Origin of the sequence: Micromonospora sp. NPDC049230 (genome assembly GCF_040647875.1) — a bacterium.
GTDB lineage: Bacteria > Actinomycetota > Actinomycetes > Mycobacteriales > Micromonosporaceae > Micromonospora.
Genome location: NZ_JBEZCZ010000004.1, coordinates 255,971 through 273,632 on the forward strand (window position 1 = coordinate 255,971; position 17,662 = coordinate 273,632).

General features: G+C 71.9%; 15 protein-coding genes. 7 read left to right on the forward strand and 8 right to left on the reverse strand.

Annotated elements, in window-relative coordinates; all coding sequences use genetic code 11:
• Positions 1-3: 3 nt before the first annotated feature.
• Entirely contained in the window at positions 4-1,308 is a 1,305-nt protein-coding gene (locus AB0A95_RS05670; RefSeq protein ID WP_357554468.1) for an aspartate aminotransferase family protein, read from the reverse strand.
• 203 nt (positions 1,309-1,511) lie between these two features.
• Between AB0A95_RS05670 and AB0A95_RS05675 the strand changes: the two genes are divergently transcribed.
• The 3 genes from AB0A95_RS05675 (at position 1,512) to AB0A95_RS05685 (ending at position 5,512) form a co-directional block, all read left to right on the forward strand.
• Entirely contained in the window at positions 1,512-2,828 is a 1,317-nt protein-coding gene (locus AB0A95_RS05675; RefSeq protein ID WP_357554469.1) for a helix-turn-helix domain-containing protein, read from the forward strand.
• A 117-nt stretch (positions 2,829-2,945) separates the two neighbouring features.
• Positions 2,946-4,337: a condensation domain-containing protein gene (locus tag AB0A95_RS05680; RefSeq protein WP_357554470.1), complete on the forward strand. Its 1,392-nt coding sequence runs from the start codon at positions 2,946-2,948 to the stop codon at positions 4,335-4,337.
• Complete coding sequence (locus tag AB0A95_RS05685; protein WP_357554471.1) at positions 4,334-5,512, forward strand: cytochrome P450; 1,179 nt, start codon at positions 4,334-4,336, stop codon at positions 5,510-5,512. The genes AB0A95_RS05680 and AB0A95_RS05685 overlap by 4 nt, the downstream gene beginning before the upstream one ends.
• A 29-nt stretch (positions 5,513-5,541) precedes the next feature.
• On the opposite strand, the gene AB0A95_RS05690 is transcribed toward AB0A95_RS05685, so the two are convergent.
• Both AB0A95_RS05690 and galE read right to left on the reverse strand, forming a co-directional pair.
• Entirely contained in the window at positions 5,542-6,801 is a 1,260-nt protein-coding gene (locus AB0A95_RS05690) for an FAD-binding protein (protein WP_357554472.1), read from the reverse strand.
• A 29-nt stretch (positions 6,802-6,830) separates the two neighbouring features.
• The gene (gene galE / locus AB0A95_RS05695; RefSeq protein WP_357554473.1) at positions 6,831-7,787 is read right to left on the reverse strand and encodes a UDP-glucose 4-epimerase GalE; all 957 of its coding nucleotides are present in this window, start codon (positions 7,785-7,787) and stop codon (positions 6,831-6,833) included.
• A gap of 167 nt (positions 7,788-7,954) precedes the next feature.
• On the opposite strand from galE, the gene AB0A95_RS05700 reads away from it, so the two are divergent.
• The 3 genes from AB0A95_RS05700 to AB0A95_RS05710 are packed head-to-tail and all read left to right on the forward strand — an operon-like array spanning position 7,955 to position 10,809.
• Positions 7,955-9,079: a glycosyltransferase family protein gene (locus tag AB0A95_RS05700; protein WP_357554474.1), complete on the forward strand. Its 1,125-nt coding sequence runs from the start codon at positions 7,955-7,957 to the stop codon at positions 9,077-9,079.
• A gap of 15 nt (positions 9,080-9,094) precedes the next feature.
• Entirely contained in the window at positions 9,095-10,300 is a 1,206-nt protein-coding gene (locus tag AB0A95_RS05705; protein ID WP_357554475.1) for a nucleotide disphospho-sugar-binding domain-containing protein, read from the forward strand.
• Positions 10,297-10,809, forward strand: a complete 513-nt coding sequence (locus AB0A95_RS05710; RefSeq protein ID WP_357554476.1) for an S-adenosylmethionine decarboxylase — start codon at positions 10,297-10,299, stop codon at positions 10,807-10,809. The genes AB0A95_RS05705 and AB0A95_RS05710 overlap by 4 nt, the downstream gene beginning before the upstream one ends.
• Here AB0A95_RS05710 and AB0A95_RS05715 read toward each other — a convergent pair.
• Positions 10,727-11,794 (reverse strand): polysaccharide deacetylase family protein, encoded by a 1,068-nt coding sequence (locus tag AB0A95_RS05715; RefSeq protein ID WP_357554477.1) that lies wholly within the window; start codon positions 11,792-11,794, stop codon positions 10,727-10,729. The two genes, AB0A95_RS05710 and AB0A95_RS05715, sit on opposite strands and share 83 nt — an antisense overlap.
• A 71-nt stretch (positions 11,795-11,865) precedes the next feature.
• On the opposite strand from AB0A95_RS05715, the gene AB0A95_RS05720 reads away from it, so the two are divergent.
• Positions 11,866-12,948 carry a hypothetical protein gene (locus tag AB0A95_RS05720; protein ID WP_357554478.1) on the forward strand — a complete coding sequence of 361 codons (1,083 nt, stop codon included), beginning with the start codon at positions 11,866-11,868 and terminating at the stop codon, positions 12,946-12,948.
• Between the two features lie 200 nt (positions 12,949-13,148).
• Here AB0A95_RS05720 and AB0A95_RS05725 read toward each other — a convergent pair whose 3' ends face one another.
• The 4 genes from AB0A95_RS05725 to AB0A95_RS05740 are packed head-to-tail and all read right to left on the reverse strand — an operon-like array spanning position 13,149 to position 17,654.
• Entirely contained in the window at positions 13,149-13,961 is an 813-nt protein-coding gene (locus tag AB0A95_RS05725; RefSeq protein WP_357554479.1) for a phytanoyl-CoA dioxygenase family protein, read from the reverse strand.
• Positions 13,958-15,019, reverse strand: a complete 1,062-nt coding sequence (locus AB0A95_RS05730; protein WP_357554480.1) for an alpha/beta hydrolase — start codon at positions 15,017-15,019, stop codon at positions 13,958-13,960. Before AB0A95_RS05730 ends, AB0A95_RS05725 begins: the two co-directional genes overlap by 4 nt.
• Positions 15,016-15,753: an alpha/beta fold hydrolase gene (locus AB0A95_RS05735; RefSeq protein WP_357554481.1), complete on the reverse strand. Its 738-nt coding sequence runs from the start codon at positions 15,751-15,753 to the stop codon at positions 15,016-15,018. Before AB0A95_RS05735 ends, AB0A95_RS05730 begins: the two co-directional genes overlap by 4 nt.
• Complete coding sequence (locus tag AB0A95_RS05740; protein ID WP_357554482.1) at positions 15,750-17,654, reverse strand: non-ribosomal peptide synthetase; 1,905 nt, start codon at positions 17,652-17,654, stop codon at positions 15,750-15,752. Before AB0A95_RS05740 ends, AB0A95_RS05735 begins: the two co-directional genes overlap by 4 nt.
• Between the last annotated feature and the right edge of the window lie 8 nt (positions 17,655-17,662).

Here is a 17,662-nt window from a genome sequence, read left to right on the forward strand (position 1 = left end):
GACTCACACCCGGACTGGCAGCGCCACCGCCAGCCGCTCCAGCAGCTGCTCGACGCCGTCGTCGTCGATGACGAGCGGCGGCACGATCAGGACCGCGTCGGTCTGCCGGCGCACCAGCAGCCCGGCCTCCCGGGCACGTTCCACCACCGCGGTCGCGGCGGCCTCCGAGGTCAGCTCGATGGCGACGATGAGCCCGAGCCGCCGGACGTCGACCACGTCACCGGACCCGGCCAGCGGCGCCAGCCGGTCCAGCAGCGTGCCGCCCAGCCGCTCGGCGCGCTCGGCCAGCTGCTCCTTCTCCACGACGTCGAGCGTGGCGAGAGCGGCAGCGCAGGCGACGGCGTGGCCGGACGTGGTGTGCCCGTAGCGCAGGCCGCCCAGCACCGGATCGGCGCTGAAGCTGTCGTGCACCCGGTCCGTCACGGTCACCGCCGCGATCGCCGCGTAGCCGCCGGCCAGGCCCTTGCTGGACACCACGATGTCGGGGATCACGTCCTCGCGGTTGACCGCGAACATCCGCCCGCACCGGCCGTACGCGGTGAACACCTCGTCGACGACGAGCAGCGCGCCGGCCCTGTCGCACAGCTGCCGCAGGCCGGTGAGGAAACCGTCCGGCAGCACCACACCGCCGCCGACGTTGAGGAACGGCTCGACGACCACCGCGGCCGGCGGCTCGGCCGGATCCGCGTCGATCGCCCGCGCGAACGCCTCCAGCAGCACCGGGAGCGACTCCGGCCGGCGCAGCTCCCGCGGCGGCACCGGCAGGTCGACGAGCGTCGTCGGCACCGGAGCGGGCAGCGGGTGCCGGTTGCGCGGCAGGCTCGACAGGCTGCGGCTGAGCAGCGTGGCGCCCTGGTAGCCGCGGGCGAACGAGACGATCCGCGACCGGGGGCGGCCGGCGTGCTCGGCGAACTGGACGGCCATCAACAGGGCCGCGTCGAAACCCTCGGAACCGCTGTTGACGAACAGCGTCCGGTTGAGCGAGCCGGGCAGGTAGGACGCGAGCCGCTCGGCCAGGACGCCGGCGAGCTCGTGCGTGCTCAATGACAGGTCGACGTGCTGTAGCCGGCCCGCCTGCTCGGCGAGGCTGCGCACCACGGCCGGGTGCGCGTAGCCACACGTCGAGTTGAGCGCGGACGCCTCGATGAACTCCCGTCCGTGCACATCCCAGAGCCGGTAACCCTCGCCGTGCGAGAACATCGGGTGCGACCGTTCGGAGTCCACCGGCGACCAGGTGTGCCAGACGTACCGGCGGTCGCGTTGCCCGGCCGGGTCGGCGCCGAGGTGCCGTTGGTTGCTGTTGGCCATGGTCTGCTCCTCGTCCGCGAAAACGGGTGCCGCCCTAGTTGGCAACTATTGCCTGACGAGGTTACCAAACTTGCCAAGAGTCTGCGCTGCTCGGACTCGGTTACACACTGAATTCGCCTCAATACGCCAGCGGGCAGATGTGCCAGAGTTGGGTCAGTGGCGACGTGACCTGGCATAGTAGGCACACGAGGCATTGTCGGTCGGTGTCAGCATGGTTTGCCGACTGCGAGGAAACCAGCGAGGAGCCAATGTTCGAGCAGCCGACCTTCGGCCAGCGCCTCCGGGCTCTGCGAATCAAGCGTGGGCTGTCGCAGGCGTCCCTCGCTGGCGATGTGATCTCGACGGGCTATCTGTCCCGGCTCGAGTCCGGCGCCCGCCGCCCGAAGCTGAGAGTCGCGGAATACCTGGCGGAGCGGCTGAATGTGCCGATGACCGAGTTCGAGGCGCCACCGGGCGAGGCTGGTCCGGCCGCCGTCCAGATGTCGGTCGTGGCGCCGATCCTGGCCGCGGCCATCTCCGGTGCCGACGACGACACCGCCGACACGCTCGCGGACGCGTTGCGCACCGGAGAGCAGTGGGATCCGGCGCTGCGCTGGGAGGGTCTGTGGTTACTGGCCGGCGCCCGGGGCCGGCAGGGCCGCGTCGACGACGAGTACGCGTTGTTCGGCAAGCTCGTGGAACTGAGTGACGAGTTGGGCATCCCGACCCTGCAGGCGCGCGCCCGCACCCAGCTGTCCCGCTGCGCCCGCATCCGGGGTGACAACGTGGCGGCGCGCGAGCACGCGGCCGAGGCGCTCCGGGTCGCCGACGAGATCCCGTTGAGCGACCGCGTCGCCGCCCTACAGTCCCTGGTCTCCGCGGAGGCCGAGCTCGGCTTCGTCAGCGAGGCGCGCACGCACGTCGACGAGCTGTGCGAGCTGACCGAGCCGGCCGGCGACAAGCACCACGCGGAGGCGCTGTGGGCCGCCGCCACCGTGCGCGTACGGCAGAACGACCATGCGGGCGCCCGCGAGCTGCTCGAGCGGGCACTGCTCATCCTGGACAGCCGCCGGGACCTGGTCATGTGGATCCGGCTCCGGCTGGCCGCCGCCTCGCTGTACCTACAGGCCAGCCCGCCCGTCACCGACCGCGCCCGCACGGTGCTGGAGGAGGTGGCCCCGGTGATCGGTCTGGTCGGCACCGAGCTGCACCAGCAGCAACTGCTGACGCTACGCGCCCACCTGGCGTTCGGGGAAGACCGGCTGGACGAGGCTCGGGAGATCTGCGCCCAGGTCGGCGACGAGCCGGCCCTGCTGTCGTTCCGGGACCGCATCCGGTTCGGCGCGCTGTGCGGGCGGCTGCGGATCGCCGACGGCGACCGCGATGGCGGCATCGAGGCACTGCAGAGCCTGGCCCGGCAGAGCGAGGCCGCGCACAACATCGAACTCGTCGCGGAGATCTGGCGCGTGCTCGCCAAGACGCTCGCGGCCGGATACCCCGCCACGCCGAAGCAGAGCCGAGCGCGCTCGCGCGTCCGCTGACCATCTTTCCCGGTGCGGCTGGGCGCGCTCCCACGATTCGGGTTGCCACCGTGGGCAACCTCGTGACAACCTCGAACCATCGATGACATCGAGGGTGCACACCACGGGGAGAAGCACGTGCAACCAGATTCGGCAACGACGGTTGGCCTGGTCACCGGTCACCCGGCAGACAATCGGAGCGGCAGTGTCGCCGACAGTCCCCGCACCCGGCAGGCGGCACCGGCGCAGCTTCGAAGCACCGCGCCGGTGCCCGACGACCTGGTGCCGCTGACCGACACCCAGCTGCTCTATCTCACCCGCCACCTGCTCGACCCGAGCGACCTGACGTCGCACTGCCTGCTCACCTGGGTGGTCGACGGAGAGCTGGACCGGGAGTCGCTGGCGGTGGCCGTCGCGGCGGTGCACCGGCGACACGAGCCGCTGCAGGCGGCCTACCGCGCCGAGCCCACGCCTGTCGCCCAGGTGCTCGACGTGGACCCGCCGCCGCTGGAGGAGCTTCCGGACCAGCCCTCCGTGGACGCGGCGATCGCCGCGCTCCGTGCGCTGCTCGCGGGCGAACTGCTCGTCGAGGAGGCCGACGTCTGGCGGGTGGCAGTGGCGTCCGCCGGCTCGCAGGCCGTGATCGGGTGCGTCGTGCACCACATCGCCTTCGACGGGTGGTCGGAGTCGGTGCTGGCACGGGATCTCGCGACGGCGTACAACGCGGTGGTGCGCGGCGGGGATCCCGCCTCCGTCATGGCGGCGCCCCGGAAGCTGGCGCACGTCCACCGCCACTATGTGCGCCGCCGCGCGGATCCGGCGCTGCACGAGCGACGCGAGCAGCAGCGCGTCGAGCTGGCCGACGTCCCGCCCCTGCGCTGGCCCGCGGAACCAGCCAAGGCCGAGGCCGTAGGCCCGGAGATGATCCACGTGTCGCTGCCGGCCGATGTCCGGACCGATGTGCGGCGGTGGGCCGCCCAGACCGGCGAGAACGAGTTCACAGTGCTTTTCGCGGAGTATGCCGCGGCTTTCGCAGAGGTGACCGGCCTGCGGGATTTCACGATCGCCGTGCCGGTGTCGCAGCGGCACGACCAGGACCTCGACGACGCGATCGGCTGCCACACCGCGTTGACCTGCATCCGGCTGCGCGGTGCTGCGCTCAACGGCGGGGCGGCCGGCGTCAGCGCGGTGGGCCGGCTCTTCAGCACCGCGCGGGACGTGCCGTTCCAGGAGCTGATCCCGCCATCGGGCCAGTCCGGGGAGCCGTTCCCGCCGCTGTTCCGGACCCTGTTCGCGGTGCAGGACGACACGTCCGTGCAGCTGCCGCTCGACAACCTGCGCACCACGTTCGTCCGCCAGCCCTATCTGGACCTGCCACTCGACCTCTACACGGAGTTGTGGCCGGCCGACGACGGGCTGACGTTGACAGTGTGCTTCCGGCCCGACCTGGTCGCGCGGTCCTGCGCCGCGGCGATCGCCGAGCGGTATGAGGGGCGGCTTCGTCCCAGCACCACGGAAGGCAGGCCATGACCACAGCCGTGACACCTGAGGTGCTGACCGATCCGGAGCTGCACGCACACGGCGACCCACACGAGGTGTGGCGCTGGATGCGTCGCCACGCGCCGGTGCACCGCCACCCCGCGACGGCGCTGCCGGCGTTCTGGTCGGTGACCCGCTACGACGATGTGCGTGCGGTCTACCGCGACCCGGAGACGTTCTCCTCCCGGCACGGTGTGCTGCTGCGCCCGGTCGACCGCGGTGTGGATCCCGGCGGCGGCATGACCCTGGCGCTGTCTGATCCGCCGCGGCACAAGCAGTTGCGAGCCGTCGTTGCCGACTGGTTCAGCACCCGGGCCGTGCGCGATCTGGAGGAGACGACGCTCCAGGCGGTGCGCGACGTGCTCGACCGGCTGCCCGCCGACGGCACCTGCGAGTTCGCGCACGACGTCGCCGGGCGGCTGTCGATGTACCTCATCGGCGGCATCATCGGCGTGCCCCGCCACGACCACGAGCGCCTCTTCCAGTGGACCACCGAGGCGTTCGCCGCGGGCGTGTCCCTCGCTGCCCATCAGGACCTGATGCGGTACTTCATCGACCTCATGGGCCGGCGCACCGCCGAGCCGACGGACGACATGGTCAGTGCCCTGCTCGGCGGCACGATAGACGGCGAGCTGCTCACCGAGGAGGAGATCCTCCTCAACTGCGAGAACATCATCGGCGCGACGGAGAACGGCGGGCTCGCCGTCGCCGGCGGCATACTGGCCCTCGTGCGGCACCCGGACATGTGGCGGCGTCTCGCCGAGGATCCGGAGGTACTGCCCGGCGCCGTCGAGGAGATCCTGCGATGGACGTCCAGTGCGACGCACAGCATGCGCACGGCGACGCGGGACTGTGAGATAGCCGGCCAGGCCATCGCCGCCGGTGACCGGGTGGTGCTCTGGGTGCCGTCGGCCAACCGGGACGAGGACGTGTTCCCCGAGCCGTACCGGTTCGACGTGGGCCGCAGCCCGAACCGACACCTGGCGCTCGGGTCGGGCGAGCACTTCTGTCTCGGCGCCACGCTGGCCCGCAGCCAGATGCGCCTGCTCCTCATGGAGCTGCTGGAGCGTACCGTGCGAATCGAGCTGTGCGGGCCGGTGCACCGGATCAGCTCGATCGCGGTGTCCGGCCCGGAGTCACTGCCGCTGCGCCTGGTCCCCCGGTAGGTAGCGGTCCCCCGGTAGGTAGAGCGAGGTCAAACCCGCGGAAAGAGTGCCTCGACGAACGCGTTGCCGAACGTGCCGTCGGGGTCCATCGTCTCCACCAGCTTCGCGAAGTCTGTGGCCCGCGGATAGGCGGCGACGATCTCGTCCGGCCGCATCCGGGTCAGCTTGCCCCAGTGCGGCCGCGGCTGGAACGGGCGCAGCCGCTCCTCGACCGCCTCGATCACCGGCGTCACGGCGGCCAGGTCGTCCACCCAGGTGAAGTGGACGGTCACCGTGTCCCGGCCGTACGCCGGGCTGAGCCACAGCTCGTCGCCGCGCACCGCGCGTAGTTCGGATATCTGCAGGACCGGCGCCATCATGTCGGCGAGCCCGCGCAGAGCCGTGATCGCCGCGGCGGCGGACTCGCGCGGCAGGAAGTACTCGGACTGAAGCTCCACACCGGAGCCGGGCACGTACTCGGGGCGGAAGTGCGGCAGCCGTTCATGCCACGGACCGGGCCGGTCGCCCTGCTCGGTGCAATTGTCGGCGGGCTGCTCGGGCACCGGGTGCACCGGGGCCGTCGCCGCGTGGCCACCCGCCCAGGTCCCGGCCGGCCGGTCGGTGCGCCGCTTCAAGAACACGGAGGCCCGGCCGGTGCGCCACGAGGTGAAGACACTCACGCTGTACGCCGCGGCGAACACCTCGTCCAGTCGTGCCGTGATCTCGTCCAGCGGCACGTCGAGCCGGACCCGTTGGGCCACCTCGTACGCCGGCTCGATGTCGAGCGTCAGCCGGGTCACGATCCCGAGCGCGCCGAGGGCGACCACCGCGCCGGGAAACCCGGCGGGGTCACGGTCGCGGTCGAGCTCGACCAGGTCGCCGTCGGCTCCGACCAACTGGACCGCGCGGACGGCGGCGGCCAGCGACCGCTGCGTCTCACCGGATCCGTGGGTGCCGGTGGAGCACGACCCGGCCACCGAGATGTGTGGCAGGGACGCGAGGTTGGCCAGCGCGAAGCCGGCCGGGTGCAACCTGCTGGCCAGGTGCGCGTACGTCGTACCGGCGGAGACCTCGACGGTGCCCGCCGCGGCGTCGATCCGCACCGTGTCCGGCATCCGGTCCAGGCGGACGAGTTCCGCTGTGGTGTCGGCGGCGCGGCTGAACGAGTGACCGGTGCCCAGCGCGCGGATACGAGGGCTGCCGGACACCGTCCGGCGCAGCTCGTCGAGCGTCGTCGGCCGGTGCAGTCTGGTGGGGCCGTAGGTGAGGTTGCCCGCCCAGTTGCGCAGGGGCGGTGAGATGTCGTGCATGCGAGCTCCGATCGTCGGGGGCCGGGCGGTCACGTCCGGCGGAATGCCTGCCAGGTGCTGTTGACCATCTCTGGCAGGCCGTTACTGGCCTTCCAGCCGAGATCGCGCCCGATTTTGTCGACCTCGGCCACCACCTCGGACGGGTCGCCGGGCCGCGCGGGCTGAATCTCGACGTCGACCGGCAGACCGGTCACCTCGCGGACGGCGTCGAGCACTTCGAGGACCGAGTAGCCGTCGCCGGTGCCGACGTTGTACACCTCCGCGCACGTGTCGGTCTCGAGCCGGGCGACAGCGGCCGCGTGCGCGTCGGCGACGTCGGCCACGTGGACGTAGTCACGCACGCCGGTGCCGTCCGGGGTGGGGAAGTTGCAGCCGCAGACCACGGCCGGCTCGCCTGCGGTGATCCGCCGGAACACCAGCGGGAAGAGGTTGTCGCCGTTGGTCTCGCAGCACACCGGGTCCTCGACGCCCACCACGTTGAAGTAGCGCAGGGCGATCCAGGACAGCCCGTGTGCGTTGCCCGCCGAGCGGAGCATCCACTCGCACATCAGCTTTGTCTCGCCGTAGGGATTGATCGGCTCGGTGGGGGTCTCCTCGTCGATCCGCGTCGCCGCCGGCCGCCCGTAGACCGCCGCGCTGGACGAGAAGAGCATCCGCCGGACGCCCTTCTCGACCATCGCCTCAAGGAGCACCCGCATGTTCTCGACGTTGTCCCGGTAGTACCCCAACGGCTCCTCGACGGACTCGGGGGCGGACTTGCGGGCAGCGAGGTTGACGACACCGGTGATCCGGTGCCGGTCCAGCGCGTCGCAGACGGCGTCGCGGTCGCCGCTGCTGGCGACGACGAGCGGCACGCCCTGCGGGACCCGTTCCCGCCTGCCGTTGGACAGGTCGTCGAGCACGACCACCTGCGCGCCCTCGGCGTGCAGGTGGCGCACGACGTGCGAGCCGATATACCCCGCCCCGCCCACCACCAGCCAGCTCACGACGTGGTCCGAAAATGCTTCATGACGATTGACCTCCGGTGTGGAAGCGCTCGTTTGCCAGCTATGACAAGTCCATCTTGCCAAGATTCGCCTGACATTGCCAACACAGGCAACCCCATGCAACAGTTGGCGGGACCGCACCGCGTCGAAACTGGAAAGGACCAACCATGGCCGAATCCGGCGTCCCGCCCTCCGCCCCCGCCGCGCAGCGTGTCCTCGTAGGCGCCTGCGGGATGGGCAACGGACACGCGTCCCGCCAGTTGAACCTGGTGAGCCAGCTACAGCAGCGCGGGCACCAGGTCGCGATCGTCACCTTCGGCGACGGCATCGCCGCGCTCGACGAGGCGTTCCCCGCGCACGTGCCGATCGCCGTGCCCACCCACCATCCCGGCGGCTGGGTCGCAATGACGCCAACCGGCATCGATGTCAGCCGCAGCGCCGACAACGGGCGCGCCCTCGACCCGCGCGGCGACGCGTGGAACTTCGCGCTGTGCGAGCAGGTCGTCGAGCAGCTCGGCGGCGCGCCGGACGTCGTGCTGACCGACTACGAGCCGGCCAGCGCGCAGATCGCGTACATGCTCGGCTCCCGCCTGGTCACCACCGAACAGCAGAGCAAGTTCCTGATGTACCACACGCCCGACGCCGGCGGCTACACGCGTTGGCACGAGGCGGCGAAGCTGCGGTACTTCTTCCCGGCGGCCGACCACCGGATCGCCTCGTCGTTCTTCCCGATGGAGTGGGACCGCGACGAGCGGTACTCCGGCGAGCTGATCGAGCCGATCCTCCGCCCGGACATCCCGCTGCTCGTGCCCGAGGTCGACGACACGTCGGTGGTGGTGTACCTGTCGCCGTACGCGCCGCTGCACCAGGATCCCTCCGGGTTCCTGGCCGCGCTCGCCGAGTTCCCGCAGGTCACCTTCACCGTGTTCACCAACTGGCCGATCGACGACGCCCCGCAGAACGTCGCGGTGTCCCCGTTCGACAGGCAGAAGTTCACCGAGGCCCTGCGCTCGTGTTCGGCAGTGGTGTCGACCGCCGGCCACCAACTGCTGTCGGAATGCCTGTACCTGCACAAGCCGGTGCTCGCCCTCCCGTTCGACGTGTACGAGCAGCAGTTCAACGCCATGATGCTCGAACACTTCGGTATCGGCATGCGCTCGGACGGGCTGAGCCCGGACGTGCTGCGGACGTTCCTGGCGGGCCGGGAGGAGTTCGCCGCACGCGCCCGGGACCTGGCTGCCCGCCGCTTCACCGGCTCGTCGGCGGGCCTGCTGGATCGCATCGGCCTGTGAGTCGGGGAGGCCGCTATGCGCATCGCTCTGGTGCCCGGGATCTGGTCCTACGGGATCGGCTCCGCGTCGACAGTGCTGTCCGTCCGTGAGGCGGCGCTGCGGTCCGGCGACGAGCCTGTCGTCTTCTCCGGCCCGCACTTCGCCCCGCTGTTGCGGCGGATGGACGTGGCCGCAGTGCCGCTGCCCGGTTTGCCGGCCACCGACTATCCCGATCAGGATGACGTCCTGCGACTCGATGACCTGCTCTCACGCTCGGTGTATACGGACAGCCGGTTCGTGACGGAGCTGATCGAGCGGCAGTGTGACCTGCTGGCGGAACACCGCATCGACGCGGTGTTCCACGACTACGACGTCACCTCGGTGGTGGCCGGACGGCTGCTCGGTGTACCGGTGGTCTCCCCGGTCACCTGGCCGGACCACAGCGGGTTCGGGGCGGGAAGCAGTGGTTTCCAGCCACCGGCACGCGCCGCCACCGCGGCATTCGGTAAGGCGTTGGGCCGCTTCGGCCTGACTGCTCCGCCGGACCTGTCGCAGCTGCTGTTCGCCTGGAGCACCCGGCTGGTGTTTCCGCTGCCGCCGGTGCTCGACCCGATCGTCGCGCTGCACGCTGACGGTGAGTATGTCGGCCGGCTGGCCTGGGACGCGCTCGACCGCGCGCTGCCGTCCGGCGTGGCCGATGACTGGCCGCGTCCCGGCCGGGTGGCGGTCCTCGCCTACAGCAGCGGCCCGCCCACCGACGTGCCGGAGTACTTCGCCCGGTGCGTGGCGGCGTTCGACGGCACCGACGTCGACGTACTCATCACCGCCGGCCGGGTGGATCCCCGGTGGTCGGACCGGTCGCCCGCCGGAAACGTCCGGGTGGCCCCGCTCGTGCCGCTGCGGCGGCTGCTCGACCGCGCCGACGTGCTGATCTGCCACGGCGGCCGCAACACCCTGGCGAGCGCGGTGGAGGCGGAGGTGCCAGCACTCGTGTTCGCCGGGACCGACCCGGAACGCGGCTACTTCGCGGACATGCTCGCCCGGCAGGGCCTGGGGCTCAACTGTGCCGACGAGGACTGGTCGGCGCCGCGCCTGCGCGCCCTGGTCCGCGGGGCGGCCGGGCACCGCGCGGCCCCGAGCCGGGGGCCCGGTTCAGGGACCGGCGGCGCGGACCGGGTCGTCGAGGTGCTCCACGAGGTCGGCCGGTCCGCCGTCCTCACCAACGTTGGGAGGTTCTCATGACATCCGAGCAGTACAGCGACCATTACGGCACCGAACTGACTCTCCGGCTGGTCGGCATCGCCGACCGCGGGCCGCTGGATGACGGCCACGCGCTCGGCGAGTTCCTACGCCGGATGGTGGCCGCCGTCGGCATGCGGATCATCGCCGGTCCGGCCATCGGGTCCGAGGACGGCCCACCGCAGCGGGCGGGCTACTCCGCAGTGGTGATCCTGGCGGAGTCGCACGCCGCGGTGCACACCTACCCCGGTCTCGGCGAGCTGTTCTTCAATCTGTTCTCCTGCAAGCCGTTTGCCGAGGAGACGGTGTTCGAGCAGTTCCGCGAGTTCGTCGGTGACTTCACGGTGCTGGAGCGCACCTCGGTGCGCCGGGGTGAGAACTGGCCGCGCGCAATCGAGCGGGCCGTCCGCCACTGGCACGACGTCCGGCTCACCCCTCAGGTGCCGAGCCCGCGCCGGCCGCGGAGCGTGCCGCCGCGGCGGACAACAGGTCGTGCACCCCGGCGAAGCTGAGATCCCGGTCGAGTAGACCCTCGATGATGGCCGGCAGCGCCGCGACGGTCTGCTGTCGGTCACCGCCGCCGTCGTGCAGCAGCACGACCGACCCGGGTTGCACCTTGTCGAGCACGGAAGTGCTGATGTGCCGAGCGCCGGGCAGCGCCCAGTCGGAGCCCATCGCGTCCCAGAGCACGACGATCGAGTCCAGCTCGTCGAGGTGGCGCAGCAGCTGCGGTGATCGTCCGCCGTAGGGCGGGCGGAACAGTACCGGCGGCTCGCCGCCGGACGCCCGCGCGATCGCCTCACCGGCACGTTCCACCTGGGCCGCCACCTCCGGGCGGGTGAGCTCCGGCAGAAACGGGTGGGACCACGTGTGGTTGCCGAGCGCGTGGCCCCGCGCGACGATGTCGGCGACAGTGTCCGGGAACGCGTCGGCCAGCATTCCGACGCAGAAGAACGTCGCCCGGACCGCATACCGGTCGAGGATGTCCAGCACCTGGCCGGTGTAGGGCGGCAGCGGCCCGTCGTCGAAGGTCAGCGCGATGGCCCGCCGGTCGCGGGCGCCATTGGTGAGGCACCGCCCGGCCGCGGTGAGCTCGGCGACCGCCTCCACACTGGACGCGACGCCGGCGTTGAGGTCCTCGCCCCGGCCGCCCAGCGTCCCGTCCGCCAGGTCCAGTGGGGCGAGCCGGGTCAGGCCCTGCTGCGCGGCGCGGGCCAGCGTGCCCGCCGCCACCGACCCGAACCGCGGACGCGGTGGCAGGACCCCGGGATCAGCCCGGTAGACCTGGATCCCGGCGACGGTCAGGTGCCCGTCAATCAGCCCGTTGGTGCTGTCGATCACCGCCACCGCCGGCTGCTCGAGGGCCCGCAGGTAACCGGCGATCCCGCCGGCCCGCCGCGCGGGGAACCGGGTCGCCGGCCGCACCGTCCGGCCCGCCTCGTCGACCACCTCGACCTCGAAGCCCGCACCGTCCCAGGAGATTCCCGAATACCACATGAAGCTATGCTGACCGCTCTGGCAATATTTGGCAACTGCATGACTCACTTGGCATGCTTGGAGGCAGCGACATGTCCGACGAGAGTTCCCCGGTGCCACACCGCGCCGTCCTCGATCGCGCGGTCACCTGGGTATGTGCCGCGCACGACGCGACCGGCCAGCAGGGCGTCTCGGCCGGCTACGACCTGCGATGTGGCTGGCAGCCGCCGTATCCGGAGACCAGTGGATACCTCATCCCCACCCTGCTGCGGGCCGCCGAAGCGCTGGACCGGCCGGAGCTGGCCGACCGGGCCGCGCTGGTCGGCGACTGGTTGTTGGGCCTACAGCGCGCCGACGGCAGCTTTCCCGGCGGCATGGGCGTCGACGGGCCGCCTGTCGCGTTCGACACCGGCCAGATCCTGCTGGGCCTGCTCGCGCTGTGGCACCACACGCGCCGGGCGCCGGTACTCGACGCGGCGGTCCGGGCCGGCGTCTGGCTGCTCGCGGCACAACAGCCGTCCGGCACGTGGCTGTCGCACTTCGATGCTCCGAACACATACTCGTCGCGCATCACCTGGGCGCTGGCCGAGCTGTGGCGGGTCACCGCCGAGCCGGGCCTCCTCGCGGCCGTCGGCCGGTCCCTCGACTGGCTGAGCAGTCAGGTCCGCCCCGACGGCTGGATCGACGGTATGGCCTTCAGTCCGGACCATCCGCAATGGACCCACACGATCGGGTACACGCTGCGCGGCATGCTGCGCACTGCCGACCTGGTCGGCGCCGAGCTGCCCGAGCCGGCGGGCCGGTGCGCCGACGCCGCGGTGCGGTGCGCGACGGGGCTGGCGGCACTGCGCACCGACCTGGATCCGCTGCTGCCCGGCGAGATCGGCCCCGGTTTCACGCCGCGAGCAGAGTACGCATGCCTGACCGGCGACGCCCAGCTGGTCACGGTCTGGCTCGACGTCGCCCGCCGCACCGGTGACGTGGGCATGCGCGCCCGCTGCGACAGCGTTCTGGACCGGCTGGCGCAGCTACAGGTACAGCAGCCGATCGAGCCTGCCACGGTGGGCGCCATCGCGGGTTCCTGGCCACTGACCGGCGGCTTCGAGCCGCTGACGTTTCCCAACTGGGCGGTCAAGTTCCTGGCCGACGCCGTCCTGGACCACACCACGCGCTGACACCCGCACGCCGCGGGCGCGGGACCACCTTCGGTCCCGCGCCCGCCGAGTCATCCTCGTTGTCTCATCTGGGCCAGTCGATGTCCGAGCTAGCACCAACCGTCCGGCTCACGCACCAGAAAACCATGGGTGTTGTCTCCCCCCGACAGCATCACCTTCCATCGACTACTGTCTCCTGGTAGCGCCGGTTTGAAACACAATCATTCAGCCGGTCGCTGATAACCGCTGAAGTGCCGCTCATCGAACAGATCCGGCCACGACGCGCCGAGACCCAGCTCGCGCGCCCGGGTCAGGGAAGAGCGCCAGTAGGGCTTGACCTGAGGCCACTGGGTCCCGGCCTGGCAGTACGACGCGTCGATGAAGTAGCGGTCCCGGCCCCCGCCGCCGGGGAGCGCGCGACGGGCGTGGAAGAGCGCCGAATGCAGCACGACGGTCGAGCCGCGCGGCAGCCGGTCGATCACCACCTCGCCGGGCAGCGAGTCGGTACCCGTCGCGGCGCGGGCGTCCTTCTCCGCGACTTCGAGGTGCGAGCCGGGCAGGACGACCAACTGCGCGGTGTCGGCGTCGAGGCCGTCGAGGTAGTGCAACGTGTGGATCATCGTGTACGTCCGGTCGGTCTGCGGCTGTTGCTCGTAGTCGTGGTGCCACGCCTTGCCCGGACGCTCCGGCTCCTGCCGGTCGCTGTGCAGGTGGTGAAACGCGAACGACGGGCCCATCAGCCGGGCGAGCACCGCCATCAGCGGCGGGTGTGTGATCAGCTCGCCGTGCGCCGGCAGCTCCAGCTCCAGCACCTGCGGCACGCCGTGGGTGTCCGGATCGATGCTGCACTGGATCGACTGGGCACGCAGCCCTTCGTCCACCCACCGGTCGACCTCGGGCCGGATCCGGTCCACCAGGTCGTCCGACAGGAAGCCAGGCAGGATCAGGTAACCGGACCGGCGGAACTGGTCGACATCCAGCGACGCGGCCAGGCCGTCGACGGCCGTTTCCGGTGTTGCGGTGCGCGGGGTCATGTGATCCCTCCACTCTCGTCGTGGTCGGTGTTGCCGGTCAGTTGTTGGCACCCCCGGCCGCTGCGTTCCAGCAGCCGGCGCAGCCAGTCCTTACGGGTCTGCTTCGCGGTGCGGGAGACGACCGCGTCCGGGACCCACTGGTCGAAGCTGTGGAAGGCCCCGGACCAGACGTGCAGTTCGGCCTCACCGCCGGCCTGCCAGATCCGCGTGACGTAGGCGATCGCCTCGTCCCGCAGTGCCTCGACGGACCCCACGTCGACGAACGCGGGTGGCAGGCCGGACAGGTCGACGGCCCGGGCCGGCGCGGTCAGCGCGGAGACGTCCGCCGTGCCGCGGCGTTCGCCCAGCAGCGCCGTCCATCCGGCGCGGTTGGAGGCGCCGTCCCACAATCCGGTGCGGCGGAGCTGGTGCTGCGCGGGCGCGTCGCACCGGTCGTCGAGCATCGGGCACTGCAGCATCTGCCCGAGCAGCGGCGGGCCACCACGGTCGCGGGCGGCAAGAGCCAGCCCGGCGGCCAGGCAGCCGCCCGCGCTGTTGCCGCTCACCACGATCCGCTCCGGATCCAGCCCAAGCCCGGCGGCGTGACGCGCGAGCCAAACCAGTCCCGCGTAACAGTCCTCGCGCGGTGCGGGGTCGGGGTGCTCCGGCGCCAGCCGGTAGTCCACCGCCACGACCGCCAGTCCCAGCGCCTGCGCCCGGTCCAGGTCGTCGGCCAGCTCCGCGGTACGGGTGCCGCCAGCCACCATCCCGCCACCATGCGTGTGATAGATGACCGGATACGGTCCGACGCCCGTGGTGGGGCGACACAGCAGCAGCGGCACCTCCGGCGCGCCGGGCGGACCCGGCGCGGTCAGCTCGGTCAGCTCGAACACGCCGGCCCGCCGGATGTCCTCATCCGGCAGGCGGCCCGCCGCGGTGCGCGCGCGCCGATCGGCGATCAGCTCCGGGCTGAGCGGGCCGGGCATCCCGGCCAGGATCGCCGACAGCGGCGCGGCCAGCTCGTGGTCGACCGCGGGCGGCGGCCCGACCGTCGCGGGTGCGTCGTGCGGCGCCGTCACCGGGTCACCGCCAGCGCGTTGCGGAGCAGCTCGTACGGCGGTTCGTCGACCAGATAGAAGTGGTGCCCGGCGACGACGTGTTCGCGGAACCCGGCGGTCGTCAGCTCCGGCCACGGGCGCTGGTCGGCGTCGGTGTCGTCCGCGCCCACCACCGCGGTGACCGGGCAGTGCAGCACGGGTTCCCGCCGATGACGGTAGGCGTGGAACATCTCGCCGTCGCTGCGGATGTACGGCAGCACCAGCTCCCGGAAGAACGGGTCGTCGAGCATCGCCGCGTCGGTGCCGCCGAGCGCGGCCAGCCGGAGCGCGAGTTCGTCGGCCTCCAGCTCGGTCGGCGGCGCCACCTCCGGCAGCGGGCCCGCGCGGGAGCCAGACACGATGAGGTGCGCCGGCCGGACGCCCAGCTCCTCCAGCGCGCGGGCGGTCTCCAGCGCCACGACCGCCCCCATGCTGTGCCCGAACAGGGTCAGTGGGACGTCGGTGTCCGCCAGCAACTCGCCGAGGGCGTCCGCGATGTCCCTGCCGAGCCGCACCATGTCGGCCGGTGGCGGCTCGTCGATCCGCTCGGCGCGGCCCGGATAACGCACCGCCAGTACGTCGGCGCCGGGCAGATGCGTGGCCCAGTCACGAAAGAACCCGGCGGAGCCGCCGGCGTGCGGGAACGCCACGAGGACCTGCCGCAGTTCGCGGCACTCGACAGTGCGCTGGAACCACCGGTCCGGCTGGGCGCTCATGCCGACCGCTCCCCCGAGTTGGCGCGCTGACGCCGGGCCCGCACAGCGCGGGCACGCCGGGCGACGGCCGCGCTGCGGTCCGGTGCCGACTGGCCGGTACTCGTGCCACCCGCGGTGACCAGGTCGGCCTGCGCCGACACTGTGGTGTGCTGGAAGAGCGCCACCACGGAGGGCCGCACGCCGGTGTGCCGTTCGAGGGCGTCCTGTAGCTGGAACATCGCCAGCGAGTGCCCACCGAGGTCGAAGAAGTTGCCGTCGGCCGGCACCTGCGGGATTTTCAGCACCTCCGACCATGCGGCAGTGACCCCGGCCACCACGCCCGCCTGCGGCGCCTGTGGGGCAGGTGCCGCGGTCGGCTCGTCCGCGGCGGCACGTAGCTGCTCCCGGTCGACCTTGCCGCTGAACGTGAGCGGGAAGTGGTCCAGCACGCGGATGTGGGATGGGACCATGGCCTGTGGGAGCCGCTCGGCGAGCGCGTCGTGCACCTGCTTGGGGTCGATCCCGGGGTCCGCCCGGACGAAGCCGACGAGAACGCTGTGGCCGGAGTCCGGGAGCACGACGGCGTCGCGGATGCCCGGCACGGCGGCGAGGGCGGACTCGACAGCGCCCAGCTCGACCCGGTGGCCCCGGATCTTCACCTGGTGGTCCTGGCGGCCGACGAAGTGCAGCGTGCCGTCCGGGTTCCAGCGAACGCGGTCGCCGGTGCGGTACATCCGCGCGCCAGCCACAGGGGTGAACGGGTCGAGCGGGAAAGCTTTGGCGGTGGCGTCGGGCCGACCCAGGTAGCCGGCGGTGACGCCCGCGCCGCCCACGCACAACTCACCGACGGTGCCGGGCGGTACCGGCCGGAGATCGTCGTCCAGGACGTACAGCCGGGCACCGGGAATCGGCCCGCCGATCGACACCGGCCCGGGCGCGTCGAACGCGCGGTAGCTCGCCCACACCGTCGCCTCTGTCGGGCCGTACTCGTTGACCAGGGTGACGCCGGCCCGGAGCTCGGCGAAGTGCCGCTCGACCAGCTGCTCGGGCAGCGGCTCACCAGCCACCACGACGGTCTGGAGGCTGTCCAGCGCGCCGGGGCCGGCCCGCCGGGCGGCGTCAAGCAGCACACCGTACAGCGACGGCACACACAGCGTGTGCGTCACGTTGTGACGGCGGATCAGCTCGACCAGCCGCTCCGGGTCGCGGACCTCCGCACGGGACGCGACGACCAGCGTGCCACCGGCGGTCAACGTTCCCCACAGCCCGGCGACAGAGGAGTCGAAGGCCAGTGGCGACACAAGCAGGAAGGTCGGCGCGCCGGGGTAGACCAACCGGCGGGCCAGCGTGGACGCGGCGAGTTGCCCGTGCGTGACGAGCACGCCCTTGGGTTCGCCGGTGCTGCCGGAGGTGTAGATGACGTAGGCGCCGGCGTCGTCGGACACGAGGTCCGTGGAGGGCTCCGCCGGGTGTCCGTCCGGTTCGGGCTCCCCCGCCAGTACGAGCGGGACAGTGGTCCCGGCGAGGCGCGACGCGTCGCCGCCGGCGCACACCACGGCGGCGACCCCGGCGTCGTCGAGCACCTCGGTGATCCGGCGATCGGGCCAGGCGGGGTCGACCGGGACATACGCGGCGCCGGCGCGCAGGATGCCGACGACAGCCGCGACCATCGCCGGTGACGGTTCGGCCAGGACGCCCACCCGGGTGCCGGTCCCGGCACCGGCCGCGGCCAGGTCCGCGGCCACGCGGGCGGACCAGGCGTCCAGCTGCCGGTAGCTGACGCAGGTGCCGCCGCCGCGGACCGCGGGATGGCCTGGCCGGCTGTGGGCGTATCGGATGACGGCCTGGTGTACCGGTTCGCGGCCGGTCTCGGGCAGTGGTGCGCCCAGGCCTGCCATGGCTGGCTCGACGGTGACTGTCATTGCTTCTC